Annotated in this window: 21 protein-coding genes and 1 riboswitch; of the genes, 8 read left to right on the forward strand and 13 right to left on the reverse strand. The window is 41.5% G+C overall.

The genetic code is table 11. The features are described 5' to 3' along the window. From M3205_RS15885 to M3205_RS15895, 3 genes are all read right to left on the reverse strand, one after another. On the reverse strand, positions 1–736 hold a 736-nt coding region (locus M3205_RS15885; protein WP_251170815.1), incomplete at its 3' end, for a transposase. Positions 737–899: 163 nt separating this feature from the next. After that, entirely contained in the window at positions 900–1,085 is a 186-nt protein-coding gene (locus tag M3205_RS15890; RefSeq protein WP_251170816.1) for a hypothetical protein, read from the reverse strand. An 86-nt stretch (positions 1,086–1,171) separates the two neighbouring features. Then, positions 1,172–1,378: a YheE family protein gene (locus tag M3205_RS15895; protein WP_251170817.1), complete on the reverse strand. Its 207-nt coding sequence runs from the start codon at positions 1,376–1,378 to the stop codon at positions 1,172–1,174. 99 nt (positions 1,379–1,477) lie between these two features. On the opposite strand from M3205_RS15895, the gene M3205_RS15900 reads away from it, so the two are divergent. Continuing rightward, positions 1,478–1,648, forward strand: a complete 171-nt coding sequence (locus M3205_RS15900; RefSeq protein WP_251170818.1) for a hypothetical protein — start codon at positions 1,478–1,480, stop codon at positions 1,646–1,648. 79 nt (positions 1,649–1,727) lie between these two features. Here M3205_RS15900 and M3205_RS15905 read toward each other — a convergent pair whose 3' ends face one another. From M3205_RS15905 to M3205_RS15920, 4 genes are read right to left on the reverse strand one after another with little or no spacing between them, the layout of a single operon-like run. Next, complete coding sequence (locus M3205_RS15905) at positions 1,728–2,897, reverse strand: YheC/YheD family endospore coat-associated protein (protein WP_251170819.1); 1,170 nt, start codon at positions 2,895–2,897, stop codon at positions 1,728–1,730. Continuing rightward, a complete protein-coding gene (locus M3205_RS15910; protein WP_251170820.1) occupies positions 2,894–4,258 on the reverse strand; it encodes a YheC/YheD family endospore coat-associated protein in 1,365 nt (454 codons plus the stop codon). Before M3205_RS15910 ends, M3205_RS15905 begins: the two co-directional genes overlap by 4 nt. After that, positions 4,236–5,339, reverse strand: a complete 1,104-nt coding sequence (locus tag M3205_RS15915) for a YheC/YheD family endospore coat-associated protein (protein ID WP_251170821.1) — start codon at positions 5,337–5,339, stop codon at positions 4,236–4,238. The genes M3205_RS15910 and M3205_RS15915 overlap by 23 nt, the downstream gene beginning before the upstream one ends. Beyond that, positions 5,299–6,714: a YheC/YheD family endospore coat-associated protein gene (locus tag M3205_RS15920; RefSeq protein WP_251170822.1), complete on the reverse strand. Its 1,416-nt coding sequence runs from the start codon at positions 6,712–6,714 to the stop codon at positions 5,299–5,301. The genes M3205_RS15915 and M3205_RS15920 overlap by 41 nt, the downstream gene beginning before the upstream one ends. A 227-nt stretch (positions 6,715–6,941) precedes the next feature. Here M3205_RS15920 and M3205_RS15925 point away from each other — a divergent pair, with 227 nt between their 5' ends. The 3 genes from M3205_RS15925 (at position 6,942) to M3205_RS15935 (ending at position 9,191) form a co-directional block, all read left to right on the forward strand. Continuing rightward, positions 6,942–8,081 (forward strand): DUF445 domain-containing protein, encoded by a 1,140-nt coding sequence (locus M3205_RS15925; RefSeq protein WP_251170823.1) that lies wholly within the window; start codon positions 6,942–6,944, stop codon positions 8,079–8,081. Between the two features lie 106 nt (positions 8,082–8,187). Further along, positions 8,188–8,538 carry a YlbF/YmcA family competence regulator gene (locus M3205_RS15930; RefSeq protein WP_251170824.1) on the forward strand — a complete coding sequence of 117 codons (351 nt, stop codon included), beginning with the start codon at positions 8,188–8,190 and terminating at the stop codon, positions 8,536–8,538. Positions 8,539–8,666: 128 nt separating this feature from the next. Beyond that, positions 8,667–9,191, forward strand: a complete 525-nt coding sequence (locus M3205_RS15935; protein WP_251170825.1) for a D-glycero-alpha-D-manno-heptose-1,7-bisphosphate 7-phosphatase — start codon at positions 8,667–8,669, stop codon at positions 9,189–9,191. Between the two features lie 65 nt (positions 9,192–9,256). On the opposite strand, the gene M3205_RS15940 is transcribed toward M3205_RS15935, so the two are convergent. From M3205_RS15940 to M3205_RS15960, 5 genes are all read right to left on the reverse strand, one after another. Then, a complete protein-coding gene (locus tag M3205_RS15940) occupies positions 9,257–9,457 on the reverse strand; it encodes an alpha/beta-type small acid-soluble spore protein (protein ID WP_009331452.1) in 201 nt (66 codons plus the stop codon). A gap of 238 nt (positions 9,458–9,695) precedes the next feature. Further along, a complete protein-coding gene (locus M3205_RS15945; protein ID WP_251170826.1) occupies positions 9,696–10,475 on the reverse strand; it encodes an energy-coupling factor transporter transmembrane component T family protein in 780 nt (259 codons plus the stop codon). Next, the gene (locus M3205_RS15950; RefSeq protein ID WP_251170827.1) at positions 10,462–12,162 is read right to left on the reverse strand and encodes an ABC transporter ATP-binding protein; all 1,701 of its coding nucleotides are present in this window, start codon (positions 12,160–12,162) and stop codon (positions 10,462–10,464) included. The genes M3205_RS15945 and M3205_RS15950 overlap by 14 nt, the downstream gene beginning before the upstream one ends. Further along, positions 12,146–12,742, reverse strand: coding sequence for an ECF transporter S component (locus M3205_RS15955; protein ID WP_251170828.1), 597 nt, complete (start codon positions 12,740–12,742; stop codon positions 12,146–12,148). Before M3205_RS15955 ends, M3205_RS15950 begins: the two co-directional genes overlap by 17 nt. A 1-nt stretch (position 12,743) precedes the next feature. Further along, the gene (locus M3205_RS15960; RefSeq protein ID WP_251170829.1) at positions 12,744–13,349 is read right to left on the reverse strand and encodes a Ykof family thiamine-binding protein; all 606 of its coding nucleotides are present in this window, start codon (positions 13,347–13,349) and stop codon (positions 12,744–12,746) included. Positions 13,350–13,728: 379 nt separating this feature from the next. After that, a riboswitch (TPP riboswitch) is annotated at positions 13,729–13,830 on the reverse strand. Between the two features lie 217 nt (positions 13,831–14,047). On the opposite strand from M3205_RS15960, the gene M3205_RS15965 reads away from it, so the two are divergent. From M3205_RS15965 to M3205_RS15980, 4 genes are all read left to right on the forward strand, one after another. Further along, positions 14,048–14,914, forward strand: coding sequence for a Cof-type HAD-IIB family hydrolase (locus tag M3205_RS15965; protein WP_251170830.1), 867 nt, complete (start codon positions 14,048–14,050; stop codon positions 14,912–14,914). Between the two features lie 496 nt (positions 14,915–15,410). Then, on the forward strand, positions 15,411–16,925 hold the full coding sequence (locus tag M3205_RS15970) for a coproporphyrinogen III oxidase (protein WP_251170831.1): 1,515 nt from the start codon (positions 15,411–15,413) through the stop codon (positions 16,923–16,925). A gap of 143 nt (positions 16,926–17,068) precedes the next feature. Then, positions 17,069–18,694 (forward strand): long-chain fatty acid--CoA ligase, encoded by a 1,626-nt coding sequence (locus M3205_RS15975; RefSeq protein WP_251170832.1) that lies wholly within the window; start codon positions 17,069–17,071, stop codon positions 18,692–18,694. A 201-nt stretch (positions 18,695–18,895) separates the two neighbouring features. After that, positions 18,896–19,687, forward strand: coding sequence for an enoyl-CoA hydratase (locus M3205_RS15980; RefSeq protein ID WP_251170833.1), 792 nt, complete (start codon positions 18,896–18,898; stop codon positions 19,685–19,687). 44 nt (positions 19,688–19,731) lie between these two features. On the opposite strand, the gene M3205_RS15985 is transcribed toward M3205_RS15980, so the two are convergent. After that, entirely contained in the window at positions 19,732–19,917 is a 186-nt protein-coding gene (locus M3205_RS15985) for a YhzD family protein (protein ID WP_035326897.1), read from the reverse strand. Between the last annotated feature and the right edge of the window lie 101 nt (positions 19,918–20,018).

Below are 20,018 nucleotides of genomic sequence, written 5' to 3' on the forward strand. Positions count from 1 at the left end.
CGACAAAATCAATCAATTGTTTACGAACTTGTTTCGGATATTTGCGCTCACTTCTTAAGGCTTTTCGTTCAGGAATGTCTGAAGTAGCTTCAATTTTTTTATCATACTCGGTGACAACTTCGTCTACTTTTTGAAATAATTGAGCGAGTTCTTCCACTGATAATTGTTCGTCGGTTTCCCGTTCCATTTCTGGGATGATTTCATTCTTAAGGAGTTCATTATATAACTGGTTGGACTTTTCCATTAAACCTTTATGATATTTCTCGATGGATTTCCTCCATACAAAAGTAAATTTATTGGCATTTGCTTCAATCTTGGTACCATCAATAAAAATGGCTTCTTGATCAATAAGTTTTTCTTCAACCAGTTGGCTACGAAATTGAACAAAACACTCGCGAATTAATTCTTTCGCTTCTGGTTTCACACGGAATCGATTAATGGTGCGATAGCTTGGTTCATATCCTTGAGCTAGCCACATCATACGAATACTGTCTTTTAATAAAGCTTCAATTTTACGTCCTGAAAAAACGGATTGTGTGTAGGCGCATAAAATAATTTTAAGCATCATACGTGGATGATAAGCTGGGCAGCCTTCATTTCGAAGAAATGGTTCGAACATTTCATGAGGAATACTTTCAACTAAGTGATGGACATGGAAGGCAATATCATTTTTTTGTAATTTCACTTCTAAATCTAAAGGCAAAACTATTTGATTCATGATATAATTCTTAAACATAAGGACCCTTCTTTCCGATAGAATTTTGTGTGGTAACTTTATTTTATCAGAAGTGGTTCTTATTTTAATCCCAAAATAAACAAAGCCGGTGAAATTTTACTCATTGTAAAATTTCACCGGCTTTTTCAATTTAGAGGAGGGTTTTGTCCCAGCCTCTTTGTTTTTACTCAGCCTCGCTTGGAGGTTCTTCCTCATTCAGTTCCCTGGCTTGTTCGATATTAACATCATCGCCGCGCCCGTGGACGGAGCCCCCGGAAAGACCCTCGTTTATGATTCTGTCTATATCCATATAAGCTTTGTCCCTGCCTTCATACTGGACGTCCTCTGAAACCTTCTGTTTTTTATCCATGTGACAATCGCTCCTTTTAAATATATATCCTGGCGAGATTATTCTTCCAAAAGAACTTTTTCGTCATGCATAAATTCTCTTATTTTTTATTCATACACATGAAATAACATTAATTCATGAATCTGAGATTTCAGGTCCTCCTCTTGTCCGGAAGGCGCTCCGGAAGTCCATTCAATTTTTCCGTCAGGATGATAGATACCTGTCACTTTTTGCTTTTTGAAGTAAAAAGAAAATATCCATCCCGGCAATTGTTTGTTTTCATATAAAGGTTTGAATTGAAAGTGTGTCAGCATTAGGATTCCTCCAGATGTTGTAACATTCCGTTTAACGTTCCTGAAAAAGGGAATGGAACAGATGTAGAAACATTTTAACATTAAAAGGAGGCAAAAAGGATGAAAAGAAATAACAAATTTATGATGTCTGCCATGGCCCTTGGAGCAGCATATTTAATGAGAAACCCGGAGTCACGTGAAAAGCTTAAAGACCAGTTTAAATCTTTCGCCGGAAGTGCCTCTAAAAAAAATAGGGTTAAGACAGAGAAAAGCCCAGTAACGACTTATTAATCTTGTGTCAGGGACACTTGTAAGAATTGCATAAAAATAGCCGTCCATCCACAGGGTGTACGGCTATTTTTATGCGATGCTAGAACCCGGACAACGAGATAAATAAGCGTGTCAGTTCTTCAATTCTTTTTCCTTCTATCCTGATTTCATCAAAACTCATCGGCTTTGAATTTATTTCATAAATCACATAGTCGCCCTGATCAGTTACTCCGGCATCAATAGAGTATTCACCATGAAAACCTTTCGTTTTCTCAAGAAGTTTTCCTGCCTCCGATGCTGCAGTATGAATAAACGTATCATGTTCTTTTGTGCGGACACTTTCATATGGAATCATTACCCCTCCATTGGGGATATGGGTTGTAATGTCCTGTTCCTGAGACTGCCGGATGCCAACTCCTGTAACCAAATAGCTGCCCCCGCTGAAATGGGCCAAGATTCTAAAATCAAATCGCTTGCCTTGGATTTTGGCAGGGCTGATCGCTTTCTGTGCTAAATAAGGTTTATCCATCAGGTGAGTGTCCCATTGGCGCCAGAAGTGTTCAAAATCAGCGTAACTGAATGAATCGTGCAGACCGTTCAATGTGATGCTTTTTTCCAGCCGGATTAATTGGTATATTCCTTTGCCTTTGGACCCGCTTGCCGGCTTTAAGTAGGTTTTATTATATTTGTGGATAAAATCCTTCAGAGACTTTGGCCCTGTGATAAGAATGGTTTCAGGAATATAATCCTGCAGGGGCGGATGGTCTTTTAACAGCTGATAAACGTCGAATTTATCCAGAAAACCCGGATTGAAAAATGGAATAGCCTGCTCATTGAAAAAACGGCTTGCTTTATGAAACGCTTCTGTTTTTTCTGTTTTCCTGAATGGCACCCTGTTATAGACAAGATGCGGTAGAGGGCATCTGGCTTCAATCCACTTATCCTGCCGGGGGATATAAATATAGCCGTTCACGGAATGACCCTTCAGGTCATCAGGTGTAAATACATAGGAAACACCGTTCTTTTGCAGTATGCTATTCTGGAGTTTCTTAAATAAAGGACCATTGCCGGCAATAGACTGATCTTTTCCTTTCCCGGTAAGAATCCCAATCACCGGTCCCGCATTACCGTTCCGCAAGGATAATGAAAAGGAAAGCAAATCTTGTGCCGCCTCCGGGTTAATAATGCTTAAAGGGTGTTGGCTGCTTCCAAAGGTACCACTGGTGCTGCCGAACCAGGTCCTGCTTGCCCGGTCATAATAAACCTTCATCTTATAATTTCCTGAGATTTCATAATAGAGGCTTCGGCTAGGAAAACGGCGAATGAAAGTGATAGCTTGCGGGTAAGAAAGTCGAACTCCCTGAGCTGCGGGTGTTTGAATATGGATCTTCCTGGCTTTGAATTTGCTTCAAACAGCCACACATGGCCATTTCGGTCCAATCCGAAGTCAAAGCCGATTTCACCGATAATACCTTCCAAGTTCCTTTCCAGTGCCTTGCTTATATGAAGTGCCGCCTCACTTAACTTAGCCATTGCCTCTGTTTTTTCAGCGTCTGATGCAAATACTTCTTCAAGGATTTTTATCTCGCCTCCACTTTTCACATGAGTTGTAACACTGCCGGGTCCTGCCATTTTGGCAGCTGCAGCGGTTACTTTCCATTCCCCGTTCTCATCTTTATTGGTATGAACCCTGAAATCAATTGCTCTCTGTTCATGACGGAGCAAATGAATTCCCTGCTGAACAAGCATCCGGCTTAAATTTCGTCCTGCAAAAACATTCCGCATTAAATTTTCCAAAGTGTTAAACCTTCTAAGCCGATTTTCGTCACGTACTCTATATCGGCAATAATAATACCCATCCCTTTTATCATAAATAATTTGGTGAATCCCAAGCCCAAGGCTTCCATTAATGGGTTTCAGAAAAACATGACCATAATCAGCAAGCATCCTTTCAATTACTGAAAAAGAAGAAAAAGGGTGGGTTTCAGGCAGGTAATGACTAATATCATCATCGTTTTGCAATCTTTCATAAACATCTAATTTATTAAAGAAACCAGGATTATACCAGGGTATCGAATAGTCTTTCTGAAGGCGAGTGCGAACATCCTTCAGTTCATTCCTTCTTTCGCTTCTTCGGTTGGGGAGCCGGTCATAAACAACATTCGGAAAAGGGACTTCAAAGGTTTCCCAGCCTTCCTCATGATAAAAAAGACCCTGAATGGTTTCTTTTTCCCAGTTGATTTGCTGGTCACCGAATAAAAATGGAATGGCACCAACCGTTTTTTTGACCGAAAGTAGTTTGGCAAAAAATAGGGTCCGATCCCCAACCGGCCTTAATGGAAAAGAGGTGAATCCTGATGTGAAGATACCTACGAGCGGGCCGAGGTACAGAGTACCCTTATTGGCAAATGCATGCAGAGGAACCTTGAGATCAGGGAAATGAAGTGCTTCGGCAACATCTTTACTTATGATGATGGAGTTCTTCTTTGATTTTTGGAGTAAGAAAGATGAATCTGCCGAATGAGTGCCAAATGCGAGTTTTGTCAAATGCGTATGAAGGTTCAGCTCATTTGGAATATAAACTGTTTTGGAGGCGGAATCGGAAATTTCAATTTGATATTGTTTTCTCATGATTCGTTCTCCTTTCCAATTCCTTATTAGCTGTCAGGTATTTGGCATAGAGAAGGGGAGTGGTATATAACTCTTCCTCCTTCTCAGGATGATTGTATAGGATGGTTTTCCTTCCTGGCTTTGAGTTAATATCCAATATCCAAATAGAGCCGTTAGTTTCCACTCCGATATCGATTCCTATCTCAAACAGCGGAGGTAGCTGTCGTTCAAGGGCAGCAGGAAGTGTATCGATAATGTCATTAAGCTCATCGGAAAGAAAACTTCTTAATGAAGGCGGGTATTGAGTGACCCACTCCTCAAAAGAAACCATGCTGCCGCCAGCGCTTAAGTTGGAGACGATGCCTCCTTCTCTGCCTGTGCGAATGCCCCGGCCCAACTCCTTCCAGGCACCATTTCTGTCCTTTTGAAGCAATATTCTTATATCAAAGGGCTGACCGTCCTTGTTTGAAAGATTTACATATGGCTGGATGAGGTATTGCTGTTTCGCTGTCAAGTTATTCAGCCATTGGGCTGCCTTTTCTTCAGTTTCAAAGCTGCGTGAAACTTGGGCATTCCTTTTATCTGTTTTAACAAGAATTTCTTTGCCCGTTTTCTTAAAGTAATAGATTCCATGTCCCTGTGACCCGCTTGCCGGTTTTAAAATACAGGGCTCATCAGGAATGAGGCTGTTTATGAAACTTTCAGAACCGGTAAATTGAGTCGTTTTCAGCAAATAAGGTGATATGTTTGAGCAGGAGAGAATTTTATATAATTCAAGCTTATTAGGCAATCCGTAGCCAAGGAATTGGATGTCCTTTCTTGCCTTTAGCCAATTTACGATGCTTATACATTGTTTCGAGTTGGAGTCACTTCTGTAAAAACAGCGATCATAAAGAATCTCCGGCACTGGAAATTCTGCCGGCTCCCATTCACCTGAAGAGGGGTTATAGGAATCACCTGCAATCGTCTCTGAAACAGGATTGATATCTGTAGGCACAAACCTGAAACAGTTAATGTTATAATCATTAGCTCTCTTCGCCAATTCCGTAAAGTATGGCTGTTCACTCCGTTTGTTTAATGTCATGATTCCGAATGAAAGCATGTTGTAGTCCTCCTTTTTGGATAAATGATAAAGCCGTAGCATATTCGATCAGTGCCTTGGCAGAGGGTCTGACTCTTTTTTCTTTGTCTTCGAAGTTTTTTGAGGGTTTAGAATTCACTTCAATGATCCATAGCTTCCCATTAGTGTCCAGACCAATATCAATCCCTAGTTCTCCAACAAGGCCTTCGCATTTCTGGCTGATGATTGATGCTGTTTCAACTGCAAGCTCCTTCAGTAATGCCAGCTGCTGAACCGCTGTCTTCTGATCAGAATGCATCGTGAAAATTCTTAGAGGCTTCATAATTTCCCCGCCTCTTGCAATATTGGAAACAAATTGCTGCTCAGCAGAAATTCTTGCCACTGCAGAAGTGGCCCTCCATATATCCTGAAAGTTTTTATGGCAGAGCACGCGGAAATCAAGCTGCCTGTTCTTATAAGTTTGCAGAGATACGGCCTGCTGTGCCAAAAAAATTGTTTTCTTTTGGTACTGCTTAAACCATTGTGCAAAACGGTCATAATTTTTGAAAGTGAGCTTATTTTCCCTGCCGTTTCCAGTCGATACTTCTGTCATGATTTCTTCGCCTTGTATACCCAACCTGATAATATTTCGTCCCTGGCTGCCATGTATGGGCTTAAGGAATATTACTCTGTGTCTGACCAGCATTTCCCTGATGGTTTGCTCATCTGCAATGACTGTATCAGGGAGATAGGGATGCATATGGTCTTCAGAAAAAAGGAGGTTATGAACTTCCTTCTTCGATAAAAAACGGTCATTAAAAATTGGAATGTTATAGTTTATCATGCTATTTTTAAAGGATTGAAAAGCAGTACTTGCTTCAAGCATCCGGGAGTGAATCCGGTTATAAATTACACTTGGCAAAGGAACGGGGCGTTTTATCCATTTTCCCTCACGCAGGCAGTATCCCTGCAGCTTTCCTTCAATATAGTCGCGAAAATGAAATACATAAAAGTATCCGTGCTGGCCGGAAACAACCTCATGCAATTCTTCACAAAAAGAATGAATAGAGCGGAAGTCAGGCTCTTCGCCACTTTCATTAAAATCCGTCATCAGTCCAATAACCGGCCCTGCAGTAATAGTTAAGTCCTTTCTGGAGTAGCTGGCGGCAAAATGGAGGTGTTCCATTGGCAGGCAGCATACCTGAAAAAGCCGTTCACAGAACATAATTTCATCTTTCGTAATGTTTGCTACTTCAATGGTTACCTGAATGGAATGCTTGCCAATCCGCAACAAATGGGGCTTATGCAGATCAATATTCCAGTAATGTACGAGAGAATGGCTAAGTTGTATGCGAAAATGATTTTCCTGAAACATTTTTACCGGAACAATCGTAATAGGCAATAAAGAAACTGTCATGATCATTCCTCATTTGCTTATCTTTATTTGAGCCTACTCTGAACAACCTCATACAGTTTGCAAGTTGAATGCAGAATTTATTCCGCAGAATGTGCGAAACTCCCATTGGTGAAGTTTTCACTGTATAATAAAAAAATAGGCAAAAGCTGATACCATATCGTATGTTCTGGGCAATTAAATGGTGCGTCAAGAGAGGCGCCTGTAACTTAAGGAAGGTAGAGATATTTATGGAAATTGCAATGACAATAATTTTAATGATGATAATTGGGGCTCTCATTGGCGGGTTTACTAACTACCTGGCTATTAAAATGCTCTTTAAACCTTATAATGCCGTGTACATAGGTAAATGGAAGCTTCCATTTACCCCTGGGCTGATTCCTAAACGAAGAGATGAAATGGCAGATCAGATGGGAAAGCTGGTTGTTAATCATCTTCTGACACCGGAAAGCATCAAGAAAAAGTTCATAAATGATAAATTTCAGCGTGATATGACCGGGATTGTTCAGAAAGAGATGGAAACTATCCTGCAATCAGAAAAATCAGCAGAGGACATTCTTGCAGCGTTTGAAATCACGGATGGCCAATCGAAAACGGAGAACGGCATAGATTTATTAATTGAGAAGAAATATGAAAAAATTATAAGCGAATATCGAGGCTTGCCTCTTAAAGATGTTATTCCTCAGGGCCTTTTGGATAAAGTGGATGAAAAAATTCCGGCTATCAGTTCAAAGATCCTTCAAAAGGGGGTTGATTATTTCTCCAGCATTGAAGGCAAAATGAGGATCCAAAGAATGGCTGATGATTTTGTTCGTGAACGCAGCGGTGTGCTCAGCAATATGCTGCAAATGTTCATGGGGAACATCAACCTTGCGGATAAAATTCAGCCGGAAATCATTAGGTTTTTAAGTAATGAGGGTACGGCCGACCTGATTACAACCCTTTTGCAAAAAGAGTGGCACAAAATTCTTGAGATGGAAGCTGCAGTTATTGAAGAGCAGCTTGAAAAGGAACAGATTCTTTCAGTATTAAAGAATATTGTACACAGAGTCATTAATTTGGAGAATGTATTTAAAAAGCCTGTCTCATCTTTTATGGACCCTTATAGGACGGTACTGATAGAAGATCTGGCTCCTAAAAGTGTTCAGATGCTTACTGATTGGCTCTCAGGAAAGACTGAAATGGTTATGGAACGGCTTCGTCTGGCAGAAATTGTCCGGGAACAGGTCAGTAATTTTTCTGTTGAAAGATTAGAAGATATGGTCTTTTCCATCATCAAAAGCGAGTTAGCCATGATTACAAATTTAGGTTTCCTGCTTGGGGGTATTATTGGTCTCGTACAGGGAATCATTGCTATATTGATTAACTAAAGGGTATCGCCTCGCGTTTACTCTCATAGTTTGTTATAGTGTAGTGGATGTTCGAAACGGAAGATGAATGGTCCATTTTGAACAAGAATCGGAAGGAGTGTTTTTAATGGCAGTAAATTTATATGACTCAGCCTATGAATTAGAAAAAGCAGTGCGGGAAAGCGATGAATATAAGGATCTAAAGCAAGCATATGATGACGTGAATGCAGATCCGTCTGCAAAAGCAATGTTTGATAACTTCCGCAAAATCCAGATGGAACTTCAGCAAAAACAAATGATGGGCCAGGATATTACACAGGAAGAAGTAGAACAGGCTCAAAAGACAGTCGCGCTTGTACAGCAGCACGCCCAAATTTCAAAGCTTATGGAAGCAGAACAGCGCATGAGCATGATGATTGCAGAAATGAACAAAATCATCATGAAGCCTCTTGAAGACCTTTATGGTGCAGCTGAATAATACGATGAGAAAACTCCTGGACATTGGTCCGGGAGTTTTTTATACGAAAAAAGCACCTTCCGATATTAAATTGAACAAGGTTTGGGTACCTTTATGATAGATATCCATTTAATGAAAGGGGCAGCACATTGAAAAAAGCCATTTTTTTGGACCGGGACGGCGTTTTGAATGAGGTTCTATCAGACAGGGTAAAATTCGTTAACAACCCTGAGCAGTTATATTTACTGGAAGGGGCCGCAGAAGCTGTGGCAGAACTGACCAAAGCCGGTTATGAAATTTTCGTTGTGACCAATCAGGGCGGCGTGGGACTCGGTTATTTGAAAGAAAGGGAGCTAAGGAGAATTCATGAAAGACTGCAGGAGCTTGTTGCGGAAAGAGGCGGACATATTAAAGAGGTCGCCTATTGCCCTCATAAGCCGAAAGCAGGCTGTGAATGCCGGAAACCGAATGCAGGCATGCTGGTGGGTTTGGCAGAAAGGCACCAGCTGGATCTGACTAACAGCATTATGGTAGGCGATCACGAGCGCGACATTGAGGCGGGTAAGAAGGCCGGCTGTAAAACTGTTTTTATCGGCTCTGAACCAACATGTGCAGATATCCAAGCTTCATCTCTTCTTGAGGCAGTGGAAGATATATTGGATATGCTTAAATAGGGTGAAAAACCGCTTCCAGAAACGACAGGAAGCGGCATTTTAATTTACTATATTTTTTTGCAGGACTAGCGTGCTCCGCCAAGTTGCTGTTCAGCCATTTGAACAAGGCGCTTCGTAATTTCTCCGCCTACTGATCCATTAGCTCTTGAAGATGTTTCCGGGCCAAGGTTCACACCGAATTCTGTTGCGATTTCATACTTCATTTGATCAATTGCCTGGCTGACTCCTGATACTAAAAGCTGATTAGAATTGCTGTTTCTTGCCATGTAAATCATCTCCTTGGTGTAGTTTTCTTGTTTGTTACAATTATAGTTTTAGGAGAGCAAATAAGATTTATTCATAGTTATTTACGGTATTTTATGGAATTTTTCACATTTAAAAATGAGCGCAGTGCTTTGCGCACATAAATAGGATCTTTACGCACAGAAAAAATTTTATGCGCACATAAAATGGCTTCTTCCGCACACAAAAAGATGCCATCCGCACAGAAATCAAAATTGCCAGCTATAGTTCGCCATTATAAAACTGTAGAAACCCGAAAAGCCATGATATATAGGCACTAATCAGGATTACTCCTATAAAAAAGGCAAAACAGGCCCAATCTTTCCAGGAAACTGAGATTTTATGATAAAAATCCCTGTTTTTATCTCCGGTAAATCCTTTTGATTCCATTGCCATGGCTGTCCTCTCTGCTTTACGGATCGCTCCGGCAAGGAGAGGAACTGTATATCTCTTAAGCTCAGCCGCTTTATCATGGAAAGTCCTTGCTTTTGGTACTCCCCTGATCCGGTGGGCGCTTTTGATAATCTCAAATTCTTCTTTCATTAATGGAAGAAACCGGTAGCCTGCCATGATTCCATATGCAAGCTTTGGAGGTAGCCGGCATTGCTGCATTAAGCTCAGAAGAAAGTCTGTCGGCTTAGTAGTTAAAATAAACAGAAGAGACAGAGAGGTAAAGCTTAAAACCCTCATTCCAAGGGAGAGTGCCCGCAAAAAGCTCTCCTCAGTCAATGTGAAGATCCCCCATGTCCATATTAGGGTTTCACCTTCAATCGTTTTAGAAAAAACTAAAGCTGACCAAATATATATTGCAGCCATGAAGATAAATGGCGAGAAAAGCAGAATCCATCTTTTAAATGAAACTCTTCCAAAAATAAAGGTGGCTGCTGCTGTCATCACTAAGGTCAGAAAAGGTGTAACGGGATCAAAGAAAACCGATAGAATTAACACACAGACTATCACAGTGAATGCTTTAATGCTTGGGTTGAATTCATGTAAGAGCAAGCTTCTCCCTCCCTGCAATGGACCCGATATCGTTCCTGAGCTTTTCAATGTAAGGAACCTTTAGGGAAGCAATCTCCATAATCTCATCTTTCTTCCATAATGCATCAGGCAAACCATCGTAAATTTTCTCTCCTTCTGAAAGAACAAGCACTTTGTCCGCATAGGAATGGATGATTTCCATATCATGCGTGATCATCAACACGGAGCCTCCACTGTGTATCTTTGTTTCCAAAAGCTTCATAAGCTGCCCGGAGGTCCTGGCATCCTGGCCAAATGTTGGCTCATCAAGGATGAGAAGGTCCAGATCATTCACAAGCATTGATGCAACACTTAGCCGTCGCTTTTGCCCCTGGCTTAAGGAAAAAGGATTCATGTCAGCACATTTGAGCAAGTCCACTTGAAGCAGAGCAGCCTGAACTTTTTTTTGAATATCGGCTTCAGGAATCTGTTGTATTTTTAGGCTAAAGGCAATTTCAGCATAGACAGAATCTGCAATAAATTGGTGTTCGGGATTTTGAAAAACGTAACCTGATTTCTGTCTTAACTCTTGCTCCTTCCACTGGGAAAGAGGGCGATCATTAAAGAGAATATTGCCTTTGGATGGAGCAGATAATCCAGCAAGCAGTCTGGAAAGCGTTGTTTTTCCTGATCCATTTGAACCGGCAATTGCCACAAATTCACCCGTTTTAACAGAAAAACTGATATTTCTTATCAAGTCCTTACCAGCTTTATTATAGGATAGCTTCTCTGCTGAGAGGATAATCTGCTCTTCAGGACCTTGGTGTTTGTTCTTCCTGTTATCTAAAATCTGAAGTGCAGCAGAAGGATTTGCAAACCCAGTAATGAGCTCCCGATCAGTTAACGGAAGCGTTTCCCCGTGGTAAATCCCAGCTTTTTTTCCTGATAGGCCGGCTCTAACCGCGCTTGGCAGCCAGATGCCCTCATGCAGAAGTTCTTCTGCATATTGATTAAAACATTCTGCCGTGCTTCCAATAAATAAAATTTCTCCTTCCTTGTTTAGGACCACGCACCGGTCGGTCAAATTAACCCAATCATCCAGCTTGTGTTCAATGATTAGAAGGGAAATTGTCTGGTTTTTTTTAATCTCTTTGAGGATGCGTGTGAGTTCATAGCTTGAAGCCGGGTCCAGGTTTGCTGTCGGCTCGTCCAAAATCAAGATATCCGGTTTTAATGACAATACACAGGCCAGTGCCAGCTTTTGCTTTTGGCCACCGGAGAGTGTGTGGATTAAGGAATGTTTATACGGCAAAAGATGAACAAGCTCTAATGCTTCATCAATCTTTCTCTCGATTTCTTCGGGAGGTGTTTTCATATTCTCAAGCCCAAAGGCCAGCTCATCCTCGACTGTGGTCATGCAAAATTGGCTTTCAGGGTCCTGAAATACAATGCCAATGTACTCATTAATTTCTCCAGGACCGAATTCCGCAAGCCTCCTTCCCTTGAATGAAATTGTCCCTTTCAATTCGCCATCCACGGCCTCCGGATATAATTTATTTAAACAGAAAGCAAGTGTGCTTTTTCCTGAGCCGCTTGGGCCCAATAATAGAACTGCTTCCCCAGGATAAAGGCTGAATTGCACATCTTTTAAAATAGGTTTTTTCACATCTTCATACCTGAAGGAAAGCTGTTCAGTTTTTAATATATGCCGGTTATGCTGTAATTCCATTTTCCGGTTTTCCCCTTTTCAGCTCTTTTCCAATTGGAAAGCTGTTTAATGCACCAGTTTTCGCAAGGCTCTCACTCATCCACTTGCCCAGCAATCCAGCCAGTAAAGCACCGCTGATCAGCCTCACAAAAAACATAGCTGTTACATAACCGGGTGAGAGGGCAGCATAGCCGGAAATGTAATAGCCCCAAATAAAACTAGTAACAGAAGAGCCCATGCCGGCAGCAATTAACACCCATGTCCTGTAATTGTTCCATTTTGTGGCCGCAAAAACAGCTTCCGCTCCGATCCCCTGAATCATGCCTGACAGAATTAGGCGGGGACCAACTGCGTTGCCGATCATGACTTCAATGGCTGCGGCGATGGTTTCCGATAAAAAGGCAGCTCCGGGCTTTCTGATTATGTACGCTGCGATGATTGAAACAATAAACCAAATGCCAAAAATCAAATCATAGCCAATTAAGCCGAACATTCCATATAGCACGTTGCCAAATTGCAGGAACGCCAGATATACAACTGCAAACACTACAGCGAGTACAGACAGGACAATGACTTCACGAAGCTTCCATTTTTCGAGCATATTACTCAGCCTCCTTTTTGGAAGGACTGTTGGCAGACATATTCACCGTCATCACAATATGCGTAGAATCGCTTTTCTTACAGTTTTCAAAGGCATCCTCAAGTGTTTTAAAAACAGCGTGTGCATCTCCATCCAGTCTTGAAGCATAATGAACTCCTTTAGTAAAAGTTCCCCGATTCGCAGCGAACCCGACCTGGTCCATAATGACGTTCATGTAATCAGGAATCCCCATCGGATAAAGGGCGAACTGGACAGCGACTTCCTGGCTTATTCCTGCTGCTGATTCTTCATTTGTCCGTTCCTCATTTTCAGCAAGATAAGCATCGCCTGCAGTATCACCGGGACATCCATTAGAAAAAGTCCCGTTAAATACTACATGGTCTCCATGCTTAACAGTTTCAAGATAAATAGCTTTGACCACATCGAAAACATGAATGGACCTGCCACGCACACAAGTGCTCACATCATCTGTTTCCATCCATACCTTGCTCGTATCCACTTCTTTTAGAGCTGAAAAAATAACCTCCGCAAACCTGTCAGTCATTGGGTAAATTGAAAACCTGCACCCTGTAATTTCACTAGTCCCACATAAAAAATTTTCCTGCATTTTTCCATCCTCCTGGTATTTTTGAAAGGCTGTTTTCGCAAAGTTTGTTGCTATTTATATTATATTTAGTGAGTTGATTGTAGTGGAAGGTGCGAGATCCTCGAAAATGCATTCGCATCCTCTTCGTGCGGTGTTTACTCAAGGTAGCCCATTCAACGTCCTACGGGAGTAGCGGGACAGGTGAAACCCTACAGACGCGTAGCGTCGATGAGGCTCACCGCCCGCCCCGTGGTTCGCTGAGCATCCTCTCACTGCAATCAACGGACACCATTGATAAGCGAAAAACAACAATTTATACGAAAAGAGCCTTTTGAAAATATAAAAAACTGCATTCCCATAAGGAAATGCAGTTGAATGTTATCAATACAAAATAAATGATAGCCGTTCACCTGCACTTCCCCACGCTGGTATTATCCAGATCGGGTGATAAGAGTCAGAACGTATTGTTCTTCTCAGCCAAAAAGCTCCCCTAGTGCAAAACTTGGATATGCAGTTTTTAATGACTCCATCTTAATATGGAGCAACCAAAATGTAAATGAATAATTTTATCTTTTTTAATCAAATGATCTGTTAAATCAGACAGCAGCCGTTAAACTATGAAAAAATTTCTCCATTGTCCATGTTATGTTCTATTCAAGTCCTTCCCTTCATAAAAGTGTAATAGGACAATTTTACACCGAGAATAGGGGGCAAATTGGATGATATACAGAATGCTTGCTTTAAACATAGACGGAACACTACTCCAAACAAATGGAAGACTTCATAAATCAACAAAAGAAGCGATAGAATATGTGCAGCAAAAGGGAATTTATGTAACACTTGTTACGTCCAGAAGCTTTCCATCTGCGAAAAAGGTGGCCAAAGCATTGAAAATCAATTCATTGCTGGTCACTCACAGGGGAGCATATATTGCAGCTTCCCAGGAAAAGCCGATCTTTGTAAAAAGAATTCAGGAAGATGATACGTTTGAAATTGTACGCTTGCTTGAGGGCTTTACCTGTCAAATCAGGCTGGTGCACGAAAAATATTCCCTTGCCAACAAAACGAAGCTCAATACCAATATGCTTGCTAAAACTGTTTTTACAACCGGCGATCCCATTTTTTACTCCCAGCAATTTGTAGATTCATTAAGTGACACCATCTTAGACGAGCCGGTTACACCGCCAAAGATTGAAGTTTACTTTGAAGATAAAGAAGACCTTGAGGATGCTAAGACGGCCATCTGGGGCATGTTTGAAAATGTAGAAGTCATTAAACTGAATGATCTGAGGATGGACATTGTTCCTTCAGGAGTTTCAAAGCTGAATGGGCTGCTCTATTTATGTGAACACCTTGGAATTTCCAGAAACCAAATGGTCGTAATTGGAGATTCTGAAGATGATCTGGAAATGATTGAAGCCGCCGGTCTGGGGGTGGCAATGGGTAATGCTCCGGCAGAAGTAAAAAAAGCAGCAGACTGGCTGACACGATCCAATGACCAGAGCGGCGTAAGCTACATGGTTAAAGAGCATTTCCGCAAACAGCATCCAATCGACTTTCTGAAGAAAATGAATCTGCTGAAATAAATGTATGAAAGAGAGTCCGGTCAAGGCAGATCGGCTCTCTTTTTGATTGGCTGTCTTCGCAAAGTTTGTTGCTATTTATATTATATTTACTGAGTTGATTGGAGCGGAAGGCGCGAGATCCTCTAAAATGCATTCGCATTTTCTTCGTGCGGTGTTTACTCAAGGTAGCCTATTCAACGTCCTACGGGAGTAGCGGGATAGGGGAAGACGCCACAGAGGCGCAGCGTCGAGGAGGCTCATCCCCCGCCCCGTAGTTCGCTGAGCATCCTCTCGCTGCAATCAACGGACAACATTAATAAGCGAAAAACAACATTTATACGAAAAGAGCCTTTAGATTTAAGGCATTGGATAAAGCGGTTCAATAGTATATTGACCTTATTTCCCCAGTTCTGTACACTAAAAGGAGTTTGTCAACTTGAATAATAAAGACTATGCAGCTGCCCGTGAGATTGAGCATCGGCAGGTTTATTATATTTTCTAAAAAAAGGTGATAGATTTGAATATATCAATTTTAGGCATAAAGGATGAACGGTTCCATCGTCCGCTCCGGCTGATCGGGAACCTCTTTTTTGAAGAATGTGAAGTGTTGCTGGGTGAGAATCCTGCAGCAGATTTAACAATTTCTTTTCAGCTTGAGCAGGGTGACCGTATTAAAGCCGTTGCAGAGCTTACTGATAAAGACAGCAGAAACCTTACTGCCACTTTTGAAAAAGAATTTATTCCGGCTGAGTCAGAAAAAGAGACTTTCAGACAAGTGAAGAATGCAGTATCACATGTATACCTGACTGTTTTGCAGGATTGGACGGGCATTACCCAGAAGTGGGGGATTCTGACCGGAGTACGTCCTACAAAATTGCTTCACCGTGCCATGCAGAATCAGACACCTCTCCAGGAAGCTCATCATCAGCTGAAGGAAGAGTACTTGATTACAGATGAAAAAATTCAGCTTATGCAGAATATTGTAGACCGGCAGCTTGCTGTTGTACCGGATCTTTATGACTTGAAAAAAGAAGTAAGCATATACATTGGCATTCCGTTCTGCCCGACAAAGTGCGCGTATTGTACTTTTCCTGCCTATGCGATTAATGGCAGGCAGGGATCTGTTAACTCATTTCTTGGCGGTCTTCATTTTGAAATGCTCAAAATTGGTGAATGGCTGAAAGAAAATAATGTGAAAATCACAACTGTCTATTATGGCGGAGGAACCCCGACAAGCATTACGGCAGAAGAGATGGATATGCTTTATGAGGAAATGTATGAATCTTTCCCAGATGTAGAAAGCATTCGGGAGGTCACTGTGGAAGCAGGCCGTCCGGACACGATTACACCTGAAAAGCTTGAAGTGCTTAAAAAATGGAGTATTGACCGTATCAGCATCAATCCTCAGTCCTATATTCAGGAGACCTTGAAAGCTATTGGCCGTCACCACTCAGTAGAAGAAACCGTGGAAAAATTCCATTTGGCTCGTAATATGGGCATGATCAATATTAATATGGATCTGATTATTGGATTGCCTGGAGAAGGTGTTCAGGAATTTGCGCATACTCTGGGTGAAACAGAGAAATTAATGCCGGAATCCCTGACTGTTCATACTTTATCCTTTAAACGAGCTTCGGAAATGACCAAGAATAAGCAAAAATATAAAGTTGCCGATCGTGAAGAAATTGAGAAAATGATGGACATGGCTGAGGATTGGACGAAAGTGCATAATTATCATCCGTATTATCTCTACCGCCAGAAAAATATTCTCGGCAATCTTGAAAATGTCGGCTATGCCCTTCCCAATCAGGAAAGCATTTATAATATTATGATTATGGAAGAACAGCAGACAATCATCGGTCTGGGATGCGGGGCTTCAAGTAAGTTCATTGACCCAGAGACAGGAAAAATTACTCATTTTGCAAACCCAAAGGATCCAAAATCGTATAATGACAGTTTTGAACATTATACAGATGAGAAATTAAAAATATTAAAAGAGCTATTTAAAAAACATGAATCCCTTGCTAAATAGGCGGGGATTTTTTTAATGAAAATATTTTGGAAAATTAAGAAAAATATTAAAGGAATTCTTGAAATTAAAGAGAATGAATAGGTAAAAGATCATAGATTTCTATGATTCTAAATGTAAGCGTTTTCTAAAAAGGGGGAATTGTAATGATGATGCAGACACCTTTGACTATGACGCAAATGATCAGGCGGGCAGAAAAGTATTTTCCAAAGAAAATGGTCGTATCCCGAACGGCTGGCGGAATTCAGAGATTATCATATAAGGAGATTGCAGAAAGGACCAGGAAGCTGGCAGAGAGCCTGCAAAAGATGGGAGTGGAAAGAGGGGATAAGGTCGGAACCCTGGCCTGGAACCATCATCGCCACTTGGAGGCTTATTTCGCCATCCCATGCAGCGGAGCCGTTCTTCACACGATTAATATCCGTCTCTCACCTCAGCATATAATATATATTATTAACCATGCAGAAGATAAAGTGCTGCTGATCGATCCTGACATTGTACCGCTAATTGAGAAGGTTAAGGATAAATTAAAGACGGTCAAGGCATTCATCATTATGACAGATGAAGAAGAATTGCCGGAGACTTCTCTTTCTCCGGTATACCACTATGAAAAGCTTATCAATGAAGCCAGTGGTGACTATGAATATCCTGATGATCTGGATGAAAATTCGGCAGCGGGAATGTGCTATACCTCAGCAACTACAGGTAACCCTAAAGGGGTCGTCTATTCCCATAGAGGCATAGTTCTCCACAGCATGGCGCTTGGGATGGCAGACAGTGCAGCGGTAAGTGAGAAAGATATCGCTCTTCCCGTAGTGCCGATGTTCCATGTAAATGCATGGGGGCTGCCGTTTGCTGCTGTCTGGTTTGGAACCACTCTTGTATTGCCGGGGCCATATTTTACACCTAAACTTCTGGCAGAGCTTATTCAATCTGAGAAAGTTACCATAACAGCCGGAGTGCCGACAATCTGGCTCGGGTTATTGAAAGAACTTGATGAAAATAAATATGATATGAGCTCACTCCGATCGGTGCTATGTGGAGGTTCGGCAGCGCCAAAAGGCATGATTAAAGCCTTCGAGCAAAAGCATAAAATTCCATTCATGCATGCCTACGGAATGACTGAAACAAGCCCGCTTGTTGTTATTTCGACTTTAAAAAGCTATCAGGAAGAGCTTTCAGCAGAAGAGAAGCTGGATATAAAAGCCAAACAGGGAATTCTTGTACCTGGGCTGGAAATGAAGATTGCCGGCAAGGATGGAGAAGCAGCATGGGACGGAAAGGAAATGGGGGAACTCGCGATAAGAGGGCCGTGGATTGCCTCTGAATATTATAAGGATGAACGGACCAATGAGGCATTCCGTGATGGCTGGCTTTACACAGGAGATGTCGTAACCATTGATGAAGAAGGATTTATGAAAATCGTTGACAGAACAAAAGATTTAATTAAAAGCGGAGGGGAGTGGATTTCTTCTGTAGATATCGAAAATGCCTTAATGGCTCATGAATCGGTATTTGAAGCAGCGGTTGTTGCTGTCCCGCATGAGCAATGGCAGGAGAGGCCGGTGGCATGCGTTGTTTTAAAAGAGCCATTTAAAGGGCAGACCACAAAAGAGGAGCTTTATAATTTCCTGAAGCCGCAATTTGCAAAATGGTGGCTTCCAGATGAAATACTTTTCTTTGAGGAAATACCAAAAACCTCAGTAGGAAAGTTCCTCAAAATGGCTTTAAGAGAGCAGGTCCAAAAAGAATATACAGGCCATGTAAAGTAATTGCGGGTCATATACAGCATCCTTTTTAGGGATGCTGTTTTTTAGATTACTAGTATTAACTAGCTAAACGGCCTTAATAGAGAGAACGTATCAAAGGAAATGGCTAATAAGTGACAAAATTTAAAATTTTTAGACAAAAAGCTTTTTAAATATAATTCTACTCTTTATAATAAAAGAAGCATTTAAAGGAGGGGAAAGGTTTTGACAACAGATTTTGTAACTGAAACTGTCAGCGTGCAGTTTGATGGTCGTGTGGCAACGATTGAAATGAACAGGCCAGATTCATTGAACGCATTGAATGTGGAAATGCTGAAAGGGCTTTTGGCTGCCATAAAAGATATTAGTCAAAGAGATGAGATTGATATTGTTGTATTGAAAGGAAGGGGCCGCGCATTTTCCTCAGGCGGGGATATAAAAACAATGCTTTTGGAAACAAATGAAAACGATTTCCCGGAGGTCATGGATTGCATCAGTGAGCTGGCTGTAACTCTTTATAGCATGCCGAAGCTGACCATCAGTGCTGTAACTGGGGCAGCTGCCGGTTTGGGACTCAGCCTGGCACTTGCCACTGATTACATACTGGCAGACAGGAACAGCAAGCTTGCCATGAATTTTATTGGAATCGGCTTAATTCCTGACGGTGGGGCTCACTTCTTCCTGCAGCAGCGCATTGGCGAAGATAAAGCGAAGCATTTAATCTGGGAAGGAAATGTTCTTACTGCAGATGAAGCACTAAAAATGGGGCTGATTCACGAAATAGCAGAAGCTGATTTAAGCACAGCAGTTGATGCAAAATTAAGCCAATGGCTGAACAGACCGACAGAAGCAATGATTAAGACAAAGAAAATTCTTGCTGATAAGAACAGGCCGCTGTTGCTGAAAGTGCTGGAGCTCGAAAAGCTTGGCCAGCATAAAATGCGGCATACAGAGGATCATAAAGAAGGAATCCAGGCCTTTATTGAGAAGAGAAAGCCTGTGTTTAAGGGGAAATAAAGATTGATAGAAGAAAAGCAAAGAGCTGAGCTTTGCTTTTCTTCCTATCTATGAAACAAAATCAGCTTGCCCGCAGGAGAGGTGCAGCGGTGAGTTTTTTCATCCAGCCCTTTTTCTTTAAGAAGTTTCTCTCCAACACTCTTAGCTTCGTCATCAGAAGCTGCCTGGAATGCTTCATCCAGTATCTTTTCCCCGTCCTGTTCAAATGCAGTAAGTTTGTATGTCTTCATATTGGGACACCCCTCTTATTTTAAAATTCAGATAGTTACTATTATTCTTGCATAATTTCTTGGAATGTGCAAAATTTATTCAGAAAAAATGTTTTATCTGG

The sequence above is a fragment of the Cytobacillus firmus genome, from assembly GCF_023715565.1.
GTDB lineage: Bacteria > Bacillota > Bacilli > Bacillales > Cytobacillaceae > Cytobacillus > Cytobacillus firmus_C.

Bases quoted from the DNA above. Each gene is read 5' to 3' on its own strand.
- M3205_RS15960 (WP_251170829.1), bottom strand. From the start codon at position 13,349: ATGCAGGAAAATTTTTTATGTGGGACTAGTGAAATTACAGGGTGCAGG.
- M3205_RS15895 (WP_251170817.1), bottom strand. From the start codon at position 1,378: ATGCTGACACACTTTCAATTCAAACCTTTATATGAAAACAAACAATTG.
- M3205_RS15925 (WP_251170823.1), top strand. From the start codon at position 6,942: ATGGAAATTGCAATGACAATAATTTTAATGATGATAATTGGGGCTCTC.
- M3205_RS15930 (WP_251170824.1), top strand. From the start codon at position 8,188: ATGGCAGTAAATTTATATGACTCAGCCTATGAATTAGAAAAAGCAGTG.
- M3205_RS15900 (WP_251170818.1), top strand. From the start codon at position 1,478: ATGAAAAGAAATAACAAATTTATGATGTCTGCCATGGCCCTTGGAGCA.
- M3205_RS15915 (WP_251170821.1), bottom strand. From the start codon at position 5,339: ATGCTTTCATTCGGAATCATGACATTAAACAAACGGAGTGAACAGCCA.
- M3205_RS15920 (WP_251170822.1), bottom strand. From the start codon at position 6,714: ATGACAGTTTCTTTATTGCCTATTACGATTGTTCCGGTAAAAATGTTT.
- M3205_RS15905 (WP_251170819.1), bottom strand. From the start codon at position 2,897: ATGAAGGTTTATTATGACCGGGCAAGCAGGACCTGGTTCGGCAGCACC.
- M3205_RS15975 (WP_251170832.1), top strand. From the start codon at position 17,069: ATGATGATGCAGACACCTTTGACTATGACGCAAATGATCAGGCGGGCA.
- M3205_RS15890 (WP_251170816.1), bottom strand. From the start codon at position 1,085: ATGGATAAAAAACAGAAGGTTTCAGAGGACGTCCAGTATGAAGGCAGG.
- M3205_RS15955 (WP_251170828.1), bottom strand. From the start codon at position 12,742: ATGCTCGAAAAATGGAAGCTTCGTGAAGTCATTGTCCTGTCTGTACTC.
- M3205_RS15940 (WP_009331452.1), bottom strand. From the start codon at position 9,457: ATGGCAAGAAACAGCAATTCTAATCAGCTTTTAGTATCAGGAGTCAGC.
- M3205_RS15950 (WP_251170827.1), bottom strand. From the start codon at position 12,162: ATGGAATTACAGCATAACCGGCATATATTAAAAACTGAACAGCTTTCC.
- M3205_RS15965 (WP_251170830.1), top strand. From the start codon at position 14,048: ATGATATACAGAATGCTTGCTTTAAACATAGACGGAACACTACTCCAA.
- M3205_RS15910 (WP_251170820.1), bottom strand. From the start codon at position 4,258: ATGAGAAAACAATATCAAATTGAAATTTCCGATTCCGCCTCCAAAACA.
- M3205_RS15985 (WP_035326897.1), bottom strand. From the start codon at position 19,917: ATGAAGACATACAAACTTACTGCATTTGAACAGGACGGGGAAAAGATA.